Here is a 15,498-nt window from a genome sequence, read left to right on the forward strand (position 1 = left end):
GGGACTTCTTTTCCCTTCAAATGGGTAGGGTTTTATTATAATGAGTCATCATAGAGCCAAGGCTCTAAGGCCTTGGCTTACTTGAAAATTAACGTTTAACGGTTTCTAATTTCCAGATGTTGTTAACGTAGTCACGGATACTGCGGTCAGAGCTGAACTTACCCACCAACGCGGTGTTAAGAATCGCTTTCTTCGCCCAGCCAGCCTGGTCACGGTACTGTTTGTCCATCGCCTGATGCGCTTGTACATACGAAGCGAAGTCAGCCAGCACTAGGTATGGATCACCACCATCAAGCAAGCTATCGAACGTGGCTTTCAATTTGCCCGGAGCGCCTGGGGTAAACTCTTCACCCACCAACAAATCCAGTGAAGCCTTAAGCAGCGGATCCGCATTGTAGTAATCATATGGGTTATAACCACTGGCTTTTAACGCTTCGACTCCGTCCACTTCCAAACCGAAGATGTAGATGTTGTCATCACCCACTTCCTCACGAATTTCCACGTTTGCACCATCCATTGTACCTATGGTTAAAGCACCATTTAGCGCCATTTTCATGTTACCGGTACCGGATGCTTCTTTACCTGCGGTAGAAATTTGCTCGGATACATCGGCAGCAGGAATGATGATTTCAGCTATGCTCACGCGGTAATCAGGAATGAAAACTACTTTTAGCTTGTTACCAATGCGCGGATCGTTATTCACTTTTTCCGCAATTTTATTGATGGCGTAGATGATCTCTTTAGCTAGGTGGTAACCCGGTGCCGCTTTAGCCGCGAAGAACACCACGCGCGGCGTCATATCGAACGTTGGGTCATTCACTAAACGATGATACAAAGAGAGAATATGTAACATATTCAAATGCTGACGTTTGTATTCATGCAAGCGTTTGATCTGCACATCAAAGATGGCATTGGTATCAAGCTCAATACCCATGTTCTCTGATACCCAATCAGCCAGACGCTGCTTGTTGTGTTTCTTAACCGCCATAAACTCTTTTTGGAATTTCGCATCGTCAGCGTATTGCGCAATCGCTTCTAGCTGGTCAAGGTGCGCTGGCCACTCAGTGCCAATTTTTTCCGAAATAAGCGCCGACAAACCTGGGTTACAAAATTTCAACCAGCGACGCGGCGTAATGCCGTTTGTTACGTTGTGCAAACGTGTTGGGTAAAGCTCGTGGAATTCTGGGAAAAGATCGCGTTTTACCAACTCCGAGTGCAGCGCTGCCACACCGTTCACAGCGTAAGAGCCAACCACACAAAGGTTTGCCATACGCACTACACGGTGGAAACCATCTTGAATGATGGAGAGTTTTTGCTGTTTCGACACATCACCCGGCCACTTGGCTCGTACTTCTTGCAGGAAGCGGTGGTTGATTTCGTAAATGATTTCCATATGGCGAGGAAGCAAACGCTGGATCAACGACTCGCTCCAGGTTTCGAGTGCTTCAGGCAGTAGCGTATGGTTGGTGTAGGCGAACGTTTTTGAGCTGATCGCCCATGCTTCATCCCAGCCCATGCCTTTCTCATCAATCAAGATACGCATCAATTCAGGAATGGAAATCGTTGGGTGAGTATCGTTTAGCTGAACGGTTTGATATTTAGGAAGATCAGCAATGTCATGACCCGCCGCAGCATGACGACGCAAAATGTCACGCATTGACGCCGCGCTATGGAAATATTGCTGCATCAAACGCAGTGTCTTGCCTTTTTCGTGGTTATCGTTTGGATAAAGTACTTTGGTAATGTTGCCTGCATCAATCAAGGCATGCTGTGCTTCAAAGTAGTTACCGTTGTTGAAATCAGCCAGTGAGAAAGGCGCAATTGCGCGACATTCCCATAAACGAAGTGGGTAAACCGTGTCGCTTTCATAGCCGACGATCGGTAAATCCCAAGGCATTGCTTGGACAAACATACTCGGAATCCAACGGCGTTTTTCCACACCATTGTCATTGATAACGTCAACATGGCCGTAAAAACCAATCTCTTGTGCTAGGTGTGGTCGTGCCACTTCCCACGGGTAGCCTTCAACACAACGCCACTCATCAGGAGCTTCTTGTTGGTGGCCCTCACTAAAAGATTGCTTAAACAAACCATATTCATAATGTAAACCATAACCTACGGTTGGGTACTCTTGCGCAGCACACGAATCCATGAAACATGCCGCAAGTCGCCCTAAACCACCATTACCTAAGGATGGGTCACGTTCTTCTTCTAATAAATCCGTTAGGTTCTGGCCTAAATCAGCCATCGCTTTCGTGATTTGCTCATACAGGCCCATGCTGATGAGGTTGTTGCCCGTTAAACGGCCAATCAAGAACTCAAGTGATAAGTAGTTCAGACCCTTAGCGTTAACAATGCGCTCGTCTTGCTCAGTTTCGAGTAGATCAAACATCGTTAATTCAGCCAGTGCGCGCCCCATTGCGAGATACCATGAACGGCTATCTGCATTTTCAATGGTGGTAGCGTAGGTGGCAGTCAGGTGTTTCTTTACGTTGTCTTGGAACGAAGCTTTATCAAACTTCTTCTGTTGCGTAGGTTTCATTAGCGAAATCTCACTTAGTCGTTTTAATTCATCTTCGGCATATCGTGCATCAGCTACGCAAGGTCGGCATCCTCCTAAAAATGACCTCGTTTAGGAGGAGGGCTCAGGGCGTAGAGGGCGAGCACCAGAGTCGCAGTGATCTATCTCTCATTCGTTGCACATAGCGGTTCATAAGCAGTGATTGTGATCACATCACCCTGCTCACTAGCCTAAATACTGCTCATGACGCTCAGGTTTCGATCAGGAATATCAATCTCTCAATATGAGAATTGGCTCTCAAAAAAATGAGCTTCATTTACAAATCACATGAGATTTTGTACATGCTCAGTTTTTATATAGCGCATAACAAAGAAGTTTTAGTGATTAAAGTCACAATTACAGGGCGTAGATGATGAGTAAATGTGAATCCTGCAAGAATCTCGGGATGGATCAATAAACGTGCGTCACGACATCAAGTAACATCCACACAAAATGAGTGATAGTTCACTTGTGTACTCCTAAATAATGATGCTCTTCTTACTAAGCACCTCCAAAGCTGCGATCAGCTTTTAAGTCAGTAACAAGAACAATAAATGGAATCTGGAAGATGTGGATACCTTCTAAGCTTACTCGTCCCGGCCGCCTACACAACGCCATCGTTCGCCCGCGTGTGTTAGAGCTGCTTGCCCAAGCACCTTGCTACAAACTCGTGCTATTTCGCTCGCCTGCTGGTTATGGAAAAACCACCATGGCAGCGCAATGGTTATCAGACAAGACCAATGTGGGTTGGTATAGCATCGATGAAAGCGACAATGATGCGTTCCGATTTATCAACTACTTACTGCAAGCGATTAATAAAGCGACTCAGCAAAGTTGTCCAAATGCCCAAAAACTGGCCGAGCGACGCCAGTTCTCTTCTTTACACTCGCTATTTAGTGAAGTGTTTTCGGAAATGTCTGGCTTTAACAAAGAGTGCTATGTAGTTCTCGATGATTACCATTTGATCGCCGATGACGATATCCACGAAGCGATGCGCTTTTTCCTCAAACACATGCCAGACAACCTAACGCTGGTCGTCACTAGCCGTGCCACACCCCCATTAGGCACGGCCAACTTGCGCGTACGCGATTTGATGATCGAAATTGGTAACGAGCTACTCGCCTTTGATACCGAAGAAACAACACGCTTCTTTAATCAACGGGTCTCTGATGGCGTGGATGATGATACTGCCAACAACTTGTGCACCTATGTCGAAGGCTGGCCCTCTGCACTGCAATTGATTGCCTTACAAGCACAGCACCAAAAGCGCACGTTGGCGCAGACAGCGGAGTCGGTATCGCAGTTTAATCATGCACATTTATGGGATTACTTAGTTGAGGAAGTGTTTGATCTGCTGGATAAAGAAACGCGCCAATTTTTGATGCAATGCTCGGTGCTCGATCACTTTAATGACGTGTTAGTCTCTGCACTCACCAAACGTGACGACGCGCTGAGCATGATTGAGTCGCTCAACCGCTATGGTTTATTCATTTATCCACTGGAAGGTGAGCACAACTGGTACCGGTTCCACAACTTATTTGCGGAATTCCTCTCTCATGAACGCTTGGCGCGCATCCCGCAGCAGGAGCACGATCTGCACCGTGCCGCCGCGCACGCTTGGTTGCAAGAAGCTACACCTCATCAAGCGTTGCGTCACGCCACGCTCGCCAACGATACTGACTTACTCGCTACTATCTTGACGCAATTTGGCTGGAAGATGTTCAACCAAGGCGAGCTTTTGGCTCTCGAAGAGGCCATTAACCAACTCTCTCCGGCCCAACTCTATCGCGAGCCTAAACTGTGTATGCTACAAGCTTGGCTGGCTCAAAGTCAGCACCGCTACTTTGACGTTGGGGATCTGCTGACCAAATCGACCAACGAGATGAAAGCGCTTAATGTTCAGCTCAGCACCAAAGAACAAGGCGAATTCAATGCCCTGCGTGCTCAAGTCGCGATCAACCAAAATGAGCCAGAAAAAGCCTTAGAACTGGCGGAATTAGCGCTAAGCCAACTGGATCACACCGTTTACCGCAGTCGTATTGTCGCCACTTCAGTCGTCGGCGAAGTGAACCACGTGCTCGGTCAATTAAGCCGCGCACTCTCGATGATGCAACAAACCGAAAAGCTGGCACGCCAGTATCAGGTTTACCACCAAGCGCTATGGGCATTACTACAGCAAAGCGAGATCTTGATTGCCCAAGGTTATGTGCAAGCCGCTTTTGAAGTACAAGATATTGCCTTCAAATTAATTGAAGAGCAGCAATTACAGCAAGTGCCATTGCATGAGTTCTTACTACGGATACGTGCCCAAATCCTGTGGTGCTGGAACCGCTTGGATGAAGCGGAAGAGTGCGCTTATAAAGGACTACGCGTATTGGGCAACCACTCTCCAAGCAAGCATCTGCACAGTTATTCAATGCTGGCGCGTATTGCTATTGGCCGTGGTGAACTCGATAAAGCGGGTAAGTTCATCGAACAAATACAGCACTTACTGAAACAATCGACTTATCACGTAGACTGGACGGCGAATGCTTCGCTCTCACTGATTCTATTTTGGCAAGCTCGTGGCAATGATGAAGCAATGTTGCAGTGGCTCAAGACCACCATTCGACCAGAAAAAGCATGCAATCACTTTTCACAGCTTCAATGGCGTAATATTGCTCGAGTTCAGATTCACTTAGGTCATTTGGAAGATGCGACTCAAACTTTGACGTTTATGCAGCACGAAGCGCAAACTTATCAGTTGATTACTGACCTAAACCGTAATTTGATCCTCGAAGCCGTTCTAGCCACCACAGTGCACAACGAAGAAGTGGCGAAAGAAAAACTCAAAGAAGCCCTACAGCTAACCAATCAGACGGGTATGGTGGGTAACTTTTTAATCGATGGTTCGCAGATCGGCCACTTATTGGAAAAACTCTCTAGCCGATCCGAATTGGGAGATCTGGAACGCCACCGCGCACAACAGTTAATGAAAGAGATCTCTACCACTCAGCGCAGCCGATCAGTCCATTTCGACGAAGAGTTTGTTGAGAAGCTGGTTAATCACCCAAATATTCCTGAGCTGGTTCGTACCAGCCCACTCACTCAACGTGAATGGCAAGTCTTGGGGCTTATTTACTCTGGGTTTAGCAATGAGCAAATTGCACAAGAGCTGGATGTCGCAGGAACCACCATCAAAACCCACATCCGCAACCTATACCAAAAACTGAATATTGCTAACCGCAAAGAGGCAATCCACACCGCCGAGAATTTATTGCAACTTATGGGCTATTGAGTCGCAGGTACGATCAAAAAGAGCCAGATTATCTGGCTCTTTTCTGTCGTAAAAAATGATGGTTAGAAGGTTTTTGGAGCGAAACCAGTCATCACTTCTAAACGCAGTTCTTTGCCCATTGTTGTCATCGGGTGTACCACGATTAAACCTTTAACTGACTTTTTCAATTGACCTAAATCCGCCTGTTCGGCTTTGGTCAACTCACGAGAAAATGGCATATCGAGCAAACTCTTACGCTCTTTGCTCACCGTATAATTTTGCTTGTGTTTTGCTTGAGCGAGCTTTTTCGTCAGTTGCTCTACTTCATCGGTAAATTTGCTGATCATTACTTGATCGCCACGACCTTTAGCCGCATCGAGCTTATGGCGACACGTATCTAAACGGTTATTGAGTTGTTGAATTTCATTTTTCAGGCTCATGGTCACTGGCTCTTCGAAAGTAAAGTGGGCGCGGAGTATATCACAGCCTATCTATACTCTATATAGAAATTAAGCTTAAACCGGTGAAATGAAAGCCACTGGCAAGTCGTAGAGGGCATAACAACTCTACTTAGCATTCCAATTTGACATAACACCCATTTTTCATATGAAAATATGCTCTTTGTAAGACGCGGTGCCGCAAACTTAGCTAAGCTATATTTATAACAACAACGAGCATGTCAACCGTCAGTTAAAGTACCAAGGCCAATAACATAACAACAGGAAATAACCATGAGCCTGACTATTCGCCAAAGACTCTACGTGCTATCCATTGTTCCGCTACTGATTATTTCGTTAAGTATGATGTATCTCAGTTTTTCAGAAACACAAAAACTGAATCACGAACAAATGGCTGCTACCCGCGCTAGCATGATGGAGATGAAACAAAATGAGCTGCGTTCATATCTGCAAATTGCCGATACAGCGCTCAAATCACTCAAACAAAAGAACGCTCCCCTCAGCGAAGCCATCACCATACTGCGTGACATCGCGTTTGAAAATAGTGGCTATATCTTTGGCTACAATAGCAAAGGGGATCGACTACTACTGGGCCAAAGTAATGCTGGTTTAGGCGATAACTTTTGGAACATGCAAGATACGCATGGCAACTATTTAATCCAAGATTTAATCAAAAATGCCAAAGTAGATAAATTCACTACCTACTATTTCCCCAAGCCGGGAGAGACGACACCACTACCTAAATTGGCCTATTCCGCCTACTTGCCACAATGGGATTTAATCATAGGTACTGGTTTTTACACCGATGACATTGATGCCGTAATCGCCAACATGGAAACACTCGCTGCGGAAAATATGCAAAGCAGTTTAGTCAATATCGGTTTGATGAGCTTGATCATTATCCTCATCGTCGGTTTTTTCGCCATCATTTTAAATCGCAGTATCATGCGTCCTCTCGAGCTATTTGATTTATCGATTCGTTCATTTGCAAGCGGTGACGCTGATTTAACTGCAAGAATGGAAAAATTCAACGCCCCTGAATTTGCAAGATTAAGTGATAACTTCAATGCCTTTGTCTCCAGCTTGCAAAGTATCATTGCGCGCGTGCACCAAGTTGGGCAACAGGTTGTGGATGAAACCAATGACATGACACAACGAGCACAACAAGTTGACGCCATTGCATCAGGGCAACGTGAAGAGACCGATCAAGTAGCGACAGCGATGACAGAAATGACCACGACTGCAACAGAGATCTCGAACAACGCCCATCATGCCGCTCAATCAGCAAAAGATGCTGACGACAACGCCAAAGATGCCCATGAGATTGTTGATTCGGCAGCAAAATCGGTACAGGATCTCGCCAAAGAGGTCGCTGAAGCGAGCCTTGTGATTTCAAAACTGGAAGGCGATGTGAAAAACATTTCGTCTCTACTTGCGGTTATCCAAGATATTGCGGAACAAACCAATCTACTGGCGTTAAACGCAGCTATTGAAGCAGCTCGCGCAGGCGAGCAAGGACGAGGATTTGCCGTGGTAGCGGATGAAGTCCGAAAATTAGCCAGCCGTACCCAAGACAGTACAGGGCAAATTCATGCCATGATCGGGCAACTGAAAAATGCCTCTGATGCCGCAGTTAAAGCGATGGATTCAAGCCAAAGTCGTAGCTTAAGCACCGTAGAAAAAGCCAATGCCGCATCGACAGCATTACAAAAAATTCAAGACTCTATTGCCACGATTATGGATATGAACGCACTGATCGCAACTGCAACAGAAGAGCAAAGTATTGTTGGGCAAGAGATATCAGAGCGTATTGTGGTGATATCTGATCAAAGTAGTCAATCGGCTGAACTGGCTAATCAGAACCAAGCGGGTAGCCAACAGCTGAATAGCCGAGCCAACGAACTCTATGAGTTGGTAGACCGCTTTAAAGTTTAGCAAGAAGAGGTAAAACTGATATTCGTAAGCGTCAGAATGAAGATCGTTGATCACTAAGTAAAAAAGCCATGTCGACATGGCTTTTTTCAATGAAGAGATCCCTAATGACTTACAGGAGATTTCTTTGGTTTAATCGATTTTTTCTTGATATTCGCGTTTATCTTCTGGACGCAGTTGACGCTGAACACCCATTAAAAAGTTACGCAGGATCTGATCTTTACATTCACGGTAGTGTTTATTGTCAGGCTTGCGGAAAAATGCATTGAGCTCGTGCTTACTTAAACGAAAATCGATGAAAGCTAATGTGTCTAAAATATCTTCTGCTTTCATATCCAGCGCAATACGCAATTTCATGAAAATCATATTATTGGTTAAGCGTGTTTCAGGCTGAGGTTGTTCACCATCGCGTTTACCACGCTTTGTATTGATTAAGCCATTGAGAAATATCGCTAGATCCACATCACTCAACACAGATTCCGTCTCTTTGTTTAGCCAAGTAGTCACTTGCTCTTGAGTAACGCAGCCGTCCGCCGCAGCAAAAATCTCAACCATAGCTGAGTCTTTAAAGTCAAAAGTGTAGCGAATACGGCGTAAAATATCGTTATTGGTCAAAATAGATCCTAGGGTTAGATTTCCAGTGCCATCAAGATGACAGACTGTGAAGAAATAGCGCGCCACTGTAGCAGAAGAGCGATCGGACACCTATCTATTTTACGTAATACCGTCTGAGTTTAATGTGTGTTTACTACCTCTTTTAGTAATCGGTCTATCGAATCAACCACCGATTTACTGGCCAATTCCATAGTATCAACTTGCTTAATCAGTTGTGTCCAATCACCATTCTGACCAAACTTCAGTGCACTCTTTCCTGAATCATGCACCAATTTATGAGGAGCATTCAAACCAGCAAAGCTGGGAAGCTGGCTGTATTCACGCGCACCATCACCCTCAAAATACCATTTACCTAGACGGCACTCTTGATGAGTATTCATCCCATGTTCAAACCGACGATTGAGGATGTGATCGTACACTTCATTTTTCCAAACTGCGTGATCCAATTTCACCGTATCAAGGAAAGAACACGCCGTCGCAATACGAATAACTTCTTGCATTTGTTTTGATTTGTCTAAAACGATTGTTACCGTCTGTTTTAATTCATTTGAAGCATTTTCTACTTCGATTGCACATTCTTGACTCTGATTCACTGAACCTTTAATACTTTCCGTTTGGTTCTGAACTTGCCCAACTAAAGATTCAATCTTAGTGCTGGCATCATTGGCTTTGGAAGCTAATGCCCGTACTTCATCGGCCACGACCGCGAAACCTCGACCCGCTTCACCTGCGCGTGCCGCTTCAATAGCTGCATTCAGTGCCAATAAATTGGTCTGTTGCGAAATCTCTTGGATCGTGCCGACTAACTGGCCAATCGAAATGGTTGTTTTATCTAGAACAGTCACCGACTCCATACTAGCGTGAGCGTATTCTGCAATTTTTTCTGCTCGAGAAGATAAGTGATTAATTGCTGTGCTTGTCTGACCAAAAATACTATTCAGTTGCTTCAGTGATTCGTTCTCGCGCAATAAATTCTCAGCATTGTGAGCCAGACCAGAACGGATGGCTTCTAGCATGTGGCTACCACTCAAATGGCTGGCCATCAAATCAGACTCTAATTGAGTTGATGTACGCAATAAGGCCAGCTGTTCTTTTAGCTGCTGAATTTCATCTTGCCACTTTTGTTGCTCAAGTCTTTGCTGTGCTTGTAATGCAGCTATCTGAGCCTTCAAATCATCATTTTCTTATTAAATAGCATGCTCAACCTCGGCAAAAATAACATCGTCAATCTACATAAGTTTAATCGAACGTTAATAATTTTATGCACTTCTCATTTCAAAATGAGAAGATTAAATCGGAGTAATGTGAAGGGACGCACCTAGCCTCCCTTCGACATTCATTAAGCCTGTTTGAGTTCAAGTCTTGTTCGATACAGCACCATATCTTCAATCGTCAATACAGGCATATTGTGCTTTTGCCCGAACGCAACGATCTCGGGTGTTTTGGCCATGGAACCGTCAGGATTGGTGAGTTCACACAATACGCCCGCAGGCATTAAACCCGCCATTTGCATAAGATCAACCGTCCCTTCTGTATGCCCACGACGAGCCAAAACGCCCCCCGCCCGAGCACGAAGTGGGAAAACATGGCCGGGGCGTGCAAGATCATCGGCTTTAGCATCAAAGCGGGCCGCGGTTTTTATTGTGGTCACTCGGTCTTGCGCTGAAACGCCCGTAGTTACACCTGTTTTTGCTTCAATCGAGACAGTAAAAGCGGTTTGGTTTGCGCTATTGTTATGCATGACCATCGGGGGCAGTTGCAGTTGATTAGCCTGTTCATCGGTCAAACATAGGCAGACGATGCCACTGCATTCACGGATCATCAGTGCCATTTGTTGTGTGGTCAGTGACTCAACCGCATAAATGATATCGCCTTCATTTTCACGATCTTCATCATCAAGCAACAACACGCCTCGCCCTTCTTTAAGCGCAGACAGTGCGTTTTCAACACGAGTAATAGGGTCGCCAAATTTGGCAAGTAGAGATAGCTGATTCATGGTTGTACTCCTAAAAAATCACCAGAATCAGGGCTGCTATGAGGGATCAAATCCAAAACAAATTGCACCAGTTAGCGAACTAACTGGCGTCTCTTCATTCTCTCTCATCCGGACTATAACCGTCGGCTCTGGTTTTTCACCAGATCTGCTGACCTCGATACATCGAGCGCTCGCGGGCTCATCTGCCTTCTCAACTGAAAAAACAAACACACCGCCGGTGGGGAATTTCACCCCGCCCTGAGAATTTAAAATATAAATTAGCTTTAAAAAAGCGATGTCATGGTAGTCGTTTACGATAAAGATGAAAAGTAGGACGAAGAAAAAGTGATGTGTATCGAAAAGGAAAGGCATCCTGCAATTATGCAATTGGGGGTAACAGGAGCATAGCTAACTCAAGAGTTTAGGGTATGCAAGATGCCTTTATTCATGGTCACCAGTGACATAAATGAATCAGAGCTAAAATCGCCATTACCTCTATAGGGTTACGTGATTTTTCTAAACGCTGGCGGTAATAGATCGCCAGCGGTGTTGGCTGTTTGGTGTCAGTCGTTATGGGGTCGTTCATCATTCACCTCCTCAGCTATCGATGCGTTGATTGTGAATCAAAACAAGGAATACAAAAACTGAGAATTTTTTATTTTTTAATTCCTCATATCATCGAAATTAGCCTTAAAACGATATTTAAAAACTAAAAATCAATCAATGAGGAACAAATGATCATTAATATTTCTTATTTAGTTCTTCATAAATTCGCTACTATACCCAAACAACTTGACCATCAAGGAGGGCAAAGCGCAAGGCCGTGCGAAGAACTGAACTGCCTATCTCTTCCCTTTCATCCAGAGGATTTGCGAGTGTCTGATCTTACTTTATTACGTTATTACACACGCCTGACCGTGCTTGGTGTGGGTCAAGAGATTAAAGTGTCGTTAACACAGGTTGCAGAATGTTTATTCACCTCACCGCGTCATGCACGAAATCTGGTGGCTAAAATGCAGCAACAAGGTTGGCTCAATTGGCAACCCAAAGTCGGACGTAACCAACGCTCGATACTGCGCCTGAACCTCGATTTAGACACAATCAAACAAACGCTCGCGAAAGAGCAAATTTTGGCTGGGAAATATGAAAAAGCCTTAACCATACTAGATAATGATGAGGTAGTGTTTGGGCGTTTGTTGCAAAGTACTTCCGGCGCATCTATTCGCGAAGGTCGCTTACACATTCAACTGACGTATAAACGACCATTTGAACGGCTAGTGCCCCATCAAATACAACGTAGTAGTGAGCGATTTCTGCTCAGGCAAATCTATTGCTGCCTCATCCAGTGTGATGAACAAGGACGCTTTCATCCAGAATTAGCCCATCACTGGGAGTATGATGCGCAACATTTTCAGTGGGTATTTTATCTTCGCCCCGGATTAGCGTTTCATGATGGCTCACCGATTGATGCTAATACGATCGTGAGTTTATTTGCCAAACTCTCTAGTTTGGAAGAGTACAAAAAAGAGCTCGCGCATTTGGTTGATGTAAGCGCACCACAACCACAAAAAGTAGTATTTTCTCTTAATCAATCTGATTTAGGATTTGCAGGGTTGCTCTCTGGCGTCAAATATTCAATTCAACCAGCCAGCCAAGTGAACAATGCATACTCCCCAATGGTGACAGGTTGTGGCCCATTTCAAGTTCAAGATCACTCACCTCACAAACTCATTTTAAGCGCATTTGACCAATTCTATGGCTGCCGAGCTTTAACGGATCACGTCACAATTTGGATTTTAAATGAAGACGAGTTGTACCCTCAAGGCATGCATATCAAACAAAAAAATCAGCAACAAAACATCTCTTGCCACCACGATGTAGAGCTGAGTAACGTTGAAGAACTGGCGATCATCACCTCTAATCAGTCATCAAGAGTGGAAGATGGCTGCATGTTTATTTTGTTCAATCAAGGTGCTCATTCACCTCTCAATGAAAATCAGAAACGCTACCTAGCTACCGAGATATCTGGAGAAAAACTAGAGCACTATTTAGCACAACAACCAACTAAGTTTGACGCAGTCGTTGCCAGTAACCTACTGCCAGTATGGCAACCTGTGGTGCGACCACCAGCGCCCAAAGCAAGCTTGCCAAATCAAATCTCGATTGCCGTCTATGACTACACGGTACTGATTCATTGCGCCTTCGGTGTGAAACATATTTTAGAGGAGATGGGGCTGGCTGCTGCCGTCAACATTTACTCCTACCGAGAATTGAATTTTCTGGCCCAGCAAGGCAAATTGTACGAAACCATAGTTATCACCAATATTAATTTAGATGACAATCGGCATTTCAGTGCATTTAGCCATTTATTTGGCAACCCAATGTTGCACCATTGCATTGGCCCCGCAGAGAGCCAATGGCTGCTCAAAGCGTTAATCGACATTCGATCAACGACACCATTGACACACTACCTTATCGCGTTGGAACCGCTAGCATCGAGTTTGATCAACGAATACTGCCTCGTCCCTTTGTTCCACCATAAGCAAACATTACGTTTTCAGGGTGTGCTCAAAGACGTTGCACTGACCAACTGGGGATGGCCTGATATTAAAAATGTGTGGTCCATTGATTAGCGAATAAATAGCCTGCGTAATATTGCCAGCATCACTAAACGATAACGCAGCATCCACTGGCTACGTGGCAACCAACGCTTAGAAAACAATACGGTTTTGGCGTGTGAAAAGGTCTTAAAACCTTCAATCCCGTGATAGTGCCCAACCCCAGAATCGCCAATACCGCCAAAAGGGGCATCATCGGCGGCCACATGTAACAGAGTATCGTTCACAGCTAGGCCACCACTATGCGTTTGTGTACTAACCTGTTTGATCACCTCGTGATCATCACTCATTAAATATAAAGCTAACGGACGTGGGCGAGCGTTGATATAAGCTATCGCTTCATCCAAACTGTGATAGCTCAATACCGACAATATGGGGCCAAATATCTCATGTTGGGATAACAACATATCAACCTTCACATTCGTCACTAAGCAAGGCAAAAATTGATACGTGCCCGCTTTTGCATCGCCTTCTACGGGATGCAATGTAGCCCCTTTTTGTTTAGCATCTTCTAAGTATTGCTGCAGCCTATCAAACTGGGTTTGATTAATAATATGTGACGTATCATAGCCATCTTTAGTGGAAAAATAGCGCTTAAAGCGTTGCAGATAGAGCTCCACAAAGGCTTGTTGTTTGCCTTCCGGCAGTAAAACATAATCAGGAGCAACACAGATCTGCCCTGCATTGATGGCTTTGCCAAGCATGATGTTATCAACGCTGCGCGCAAGGTCAGCATCAGGTGCAATGATCACGGGAGATTTCCCGCCAAGCTCTAACGTTACTGGTGTTAGGTTTTTCGCAGCCGCTTGGGCAACCAATTTACCTACCGGTGTTGACCCCGTAAATAACAGATGATCAAAGGGTAACGCACTGAACTGTGCGGCAACGTCAGCCCCACCTTCTACAGTATCAACCGCTTCATCGACAGTCGCAAAAATACGCATCAACACTTGGTTGGTGCAGGGCGTATATTCGCTCAATTTGACCATAGCGCGATTACCTGCTGCCAATGCGGTGACTAATGGAGCCATACTGAGCACGATAGGAAAATTCCAAGGTACAATCACCCCCACAAGACCCAAGGGTTGATAGTGAACGCTCACTGTCGACGGCAGTAATAGCCAACCTGCATGACGCGATTGCGATTTTGTCCACGATTTGAGGTGTTTTAGCGTGTAATTAATGTGTGAAACGGCCGGTAGCAGATCGCAAACCGTACTATCAAAGCGACTTCGATAACCATAATCCCGATGTAAGGCCTCAACGAGCGCGGCCTGTTCACTGAGTAACGCGTTTTTTAAGCACTGCAACCAAATACGTCTTTGCTCAAGGCTAGGATACGGCTCTGCTATTGTCTGCTGTTTTAATCTAGTAAAAAGTGTCGTAACGTCTTTAGTTAAGGGCTGTTGCTGTTCTGTTTCTTGCACCGTATTTCACCTCATTCGCAGCTAAGGCAGCGTCTTGGAAATGAGCTCAGGATTAATGCCAAAGCTGGCTTTATGTTCTTCAATCACAAATTCACTGCGCGTTTGAATCACTCCCGGCAATGTACCCAACTTGCCAGACATAAAACTTTGGTAGGCTTTCATATCTTTCACTCTCACTTTGATCATGGTGTCAAAATCACCGGACAATGAATAACATGCTTCAATTTCTGGGATGTCCGCCACTGCTTGTGAAAAACGCTCGAAAATAGAGAAACTGGTTTGATCCAATCGAATATGAATGAACACTTGTACATCCAGACCTAACTTTTCTGGGCACAGTTCTGCATGGTAGCCTTTGATATACCCTTCCTTTTCTAAGCGTTTGACACGATCAGAACAAGGAGATGTGGTTAAATTCACCAACTTTGCCAGCTCAACAACGGGAAGCCGTCCTTTACTGTGCAAAATACGTAAGATCTGTTGGTCGATGCGGTCTAGGCTCATGGTTTTGCACGGCGCTCAAAAAAAAGTGATATGGCATACAATAATGGCTTACAGCGTTAAACCAACCTATCATCACAAGGCATTGTGATATAAATCACATAGAATAGGGGAACGTTAGAATAAAAAGACTGAGGAGAAAAAAGGAAAAGAAAG

The 15,498-nt window shown here is 44.9% G+C and carries 11 protein-coding genes, 1 pseudogene and 1 riboswitch; of the genes and pseudogenes, 3 read left to right on the top strand and 9 right to left on the bottom strand.

The window, feature by feature from the left end:
- Positions 1-88 precede the first annotated feature (88 nt).
- Positions 89-2,542: a glycogen/starch/alpha-glucan phosphorylase gene (locus AACQ79_RS09090; protein ID WP_170898969.1), complete on the bottom strand. Its 2,454-nt coding sequence runs from the start codon at positions 2,540-2,542 to the stop codon at positions 89-91.
- Positions 2,543-3,128: 586 nt separating this feature from the next.
- Between AACQ79_RS09090 and malT the strand changes: the two genes are divergently transcribed.
- Positions 3,129-5,837 (top strand): HTH-type transcriptional regulator MalT, encoded by a 2,709-nt coding sequence (malT, locus tag AACQ79_RS09095; RefSeq protein WP_017046883.1) that lies wholly within the window; start codon positions 3,129-3,131, stop codon positions 5,835-5,837.
- 62 nt (positions 5,838-5,899) lie between these two features.
- Here malT and AACQ79_RS09100 read toward each other — a convergent pair whose 3' ends face one another.
- The gene (locus AACQ79_RS09100) at positions 5,900-6,256 is read right to left on the bottom strand and encodes a YibL family ribosome-associated protein (RefSeq protein ID WP_026027197.1); all 357 of its coding nucleotides are present in this window, start codon (positions 6,254-6,256) and stop codon (positions 5,900-5,902) included.
- A gap of 291 nt (positions 6,257-6,547) precedes the next feature.
- Here AACQ79_RS09100 and AACQ79_RS09105 point away from each other — a divergent pair, with 291 nt between their 5' ends.
- The gene (locus AACQ79_RS09105) at positions 6,548-8,209 is read left to right on the top strand and encodes a methyl-accepting chemotaxis protein (protein WP_170898970.1); all 1,662 of its coding nucleotides are present in this window, start codon (positions 6,548-6,550) and stop codon (positions 8,207-8,209) included.
- A gap of 129 nt (positions 8,210-8,338) precedes the next feature.
- Here the strand turns inward: AACQ79_RS09105 and AACQ79_RS09110 are convergent, their stop codons facing one another.
- From AACQ79_RS09110 to AACQ79_RS09125, 5 genes and pseudogenes are all read right to left on the bottom strand, one after another.
- A complete protein-coding gene (locus AACQ79_RS09110) occupies positions 8,339-8,821 on the bottom strand; it encodes a YehS family protein (RefSeq protein ID WP_038148283.1) in 483 nt (160 codons plus the stop codon).
- Between the two features lie 119 nt (positions 8,822-8,940).
- Complete coding sequence (locus tag AACQ79_RS18375) at positions 8,941-9,321, bottom strand: CZB domain-containing protein (RefSeq protein WP_410001445.1); 381 nt, start codon at positions 9,319-9,321, stop codon at positions 8,941-8,943.
- Positions 9,322-9,363: 42 nt separating this feature from the next.
- Positions 9,364-9,864 (bottom strand): annotated as a pseudogene (locus AACQ79_RS18380) (methyl-accepting chemotaxis protein); the annotation flags it as partial.
- A gap of 296 nt (positions 9,865-10,160) precedes the next feature.
- Complete coding sequence (gene ribB / locus AACQ79_RS09120) at positions 10,161-10,817, bottom strand: 3,4-dihydroxy-2-butanone-4-phosphate synthase (RefSeq protein ID WP_013868190.1); 657 nt, start codon at positions 10,815-10,817, stop codon at positions 10,161-10,163.
- 92 nt (positions 10,818-10,909) lie between these two features.
- A riboswitch (FMN riboswitch) is annotated at positions 10,910-11,066 on the bottom strand.
- A gap of 181 nt (positions 11,067-11,247) precedes the next feature.
- Positions 11,248-11,385: a hypothetical protein gene (locus AACQ79_RS09125; protein ID WP_013868191.1), complete on the bottom strand. Its 138-nt coding sequence runs from the start codon at positions 11,383-11,385 to the stop codon at positions 11,248-11,250.
- 145 nt (positions 11,386-11,530) lie between these two features.
- On the opposite strand from AACQ79_RS09125, the gene AACQ79_RS09130 reads away from it, so the two are divergent.
- Complete coding sequence (locus AACQ79_RS09130; RefSeq protein WP_170898971.1) at positions 11,531-13,429, top strand: SgrR family transcriptional regulator; 1,899 nt, start codon at positions 11,531-11,533, stop codon at positions 13,427-13,429.
- Here the strand turns inward: AACQ79_RS09130 and AACQ79_RS09135 are convergent.
- Both AACQ79_RS09135 and AACQ79_RS09140 read right to left on the bottom strand, forming a co-directional pair.
- Entirely contained in the window at positions 13,426-14,841 is a 1,416-nt protein-coding gene (locus AACQ79_RS09135; protein ID WP_170898972.1) for an aldehyde dehydrogenase family protein, read from the bottom strand. The genes AACQ79_RS09130 and AACQ79_RS09135 overlap by 4 nt on opposite strands.
- A 21-nt stretch (positions 14,842-14,862) precedes the next feature.
- Entirely contained in the window at positions 14,863-15,345 is a 483-nt protein-coding gene (locus tag AACQ79_RS09140; protein ID WP_010317305.1) for an Lrp/AsnC family transcriptional regulator, read from the bottom strand.
- Positions 15,346-15,498: the final 153 nt, after the last annotated feature.

Origin of the sequence: Vibrio sp. 3-2(1), assembly GCF_963887575.1 — a bacterium.
Classification (GTDB): Bacteria; Pseudomonadota; Gammaproteobacteria; order Enterobacterales; family Vibrionaceae; genus Vibrio; species Vibrio anguillarum.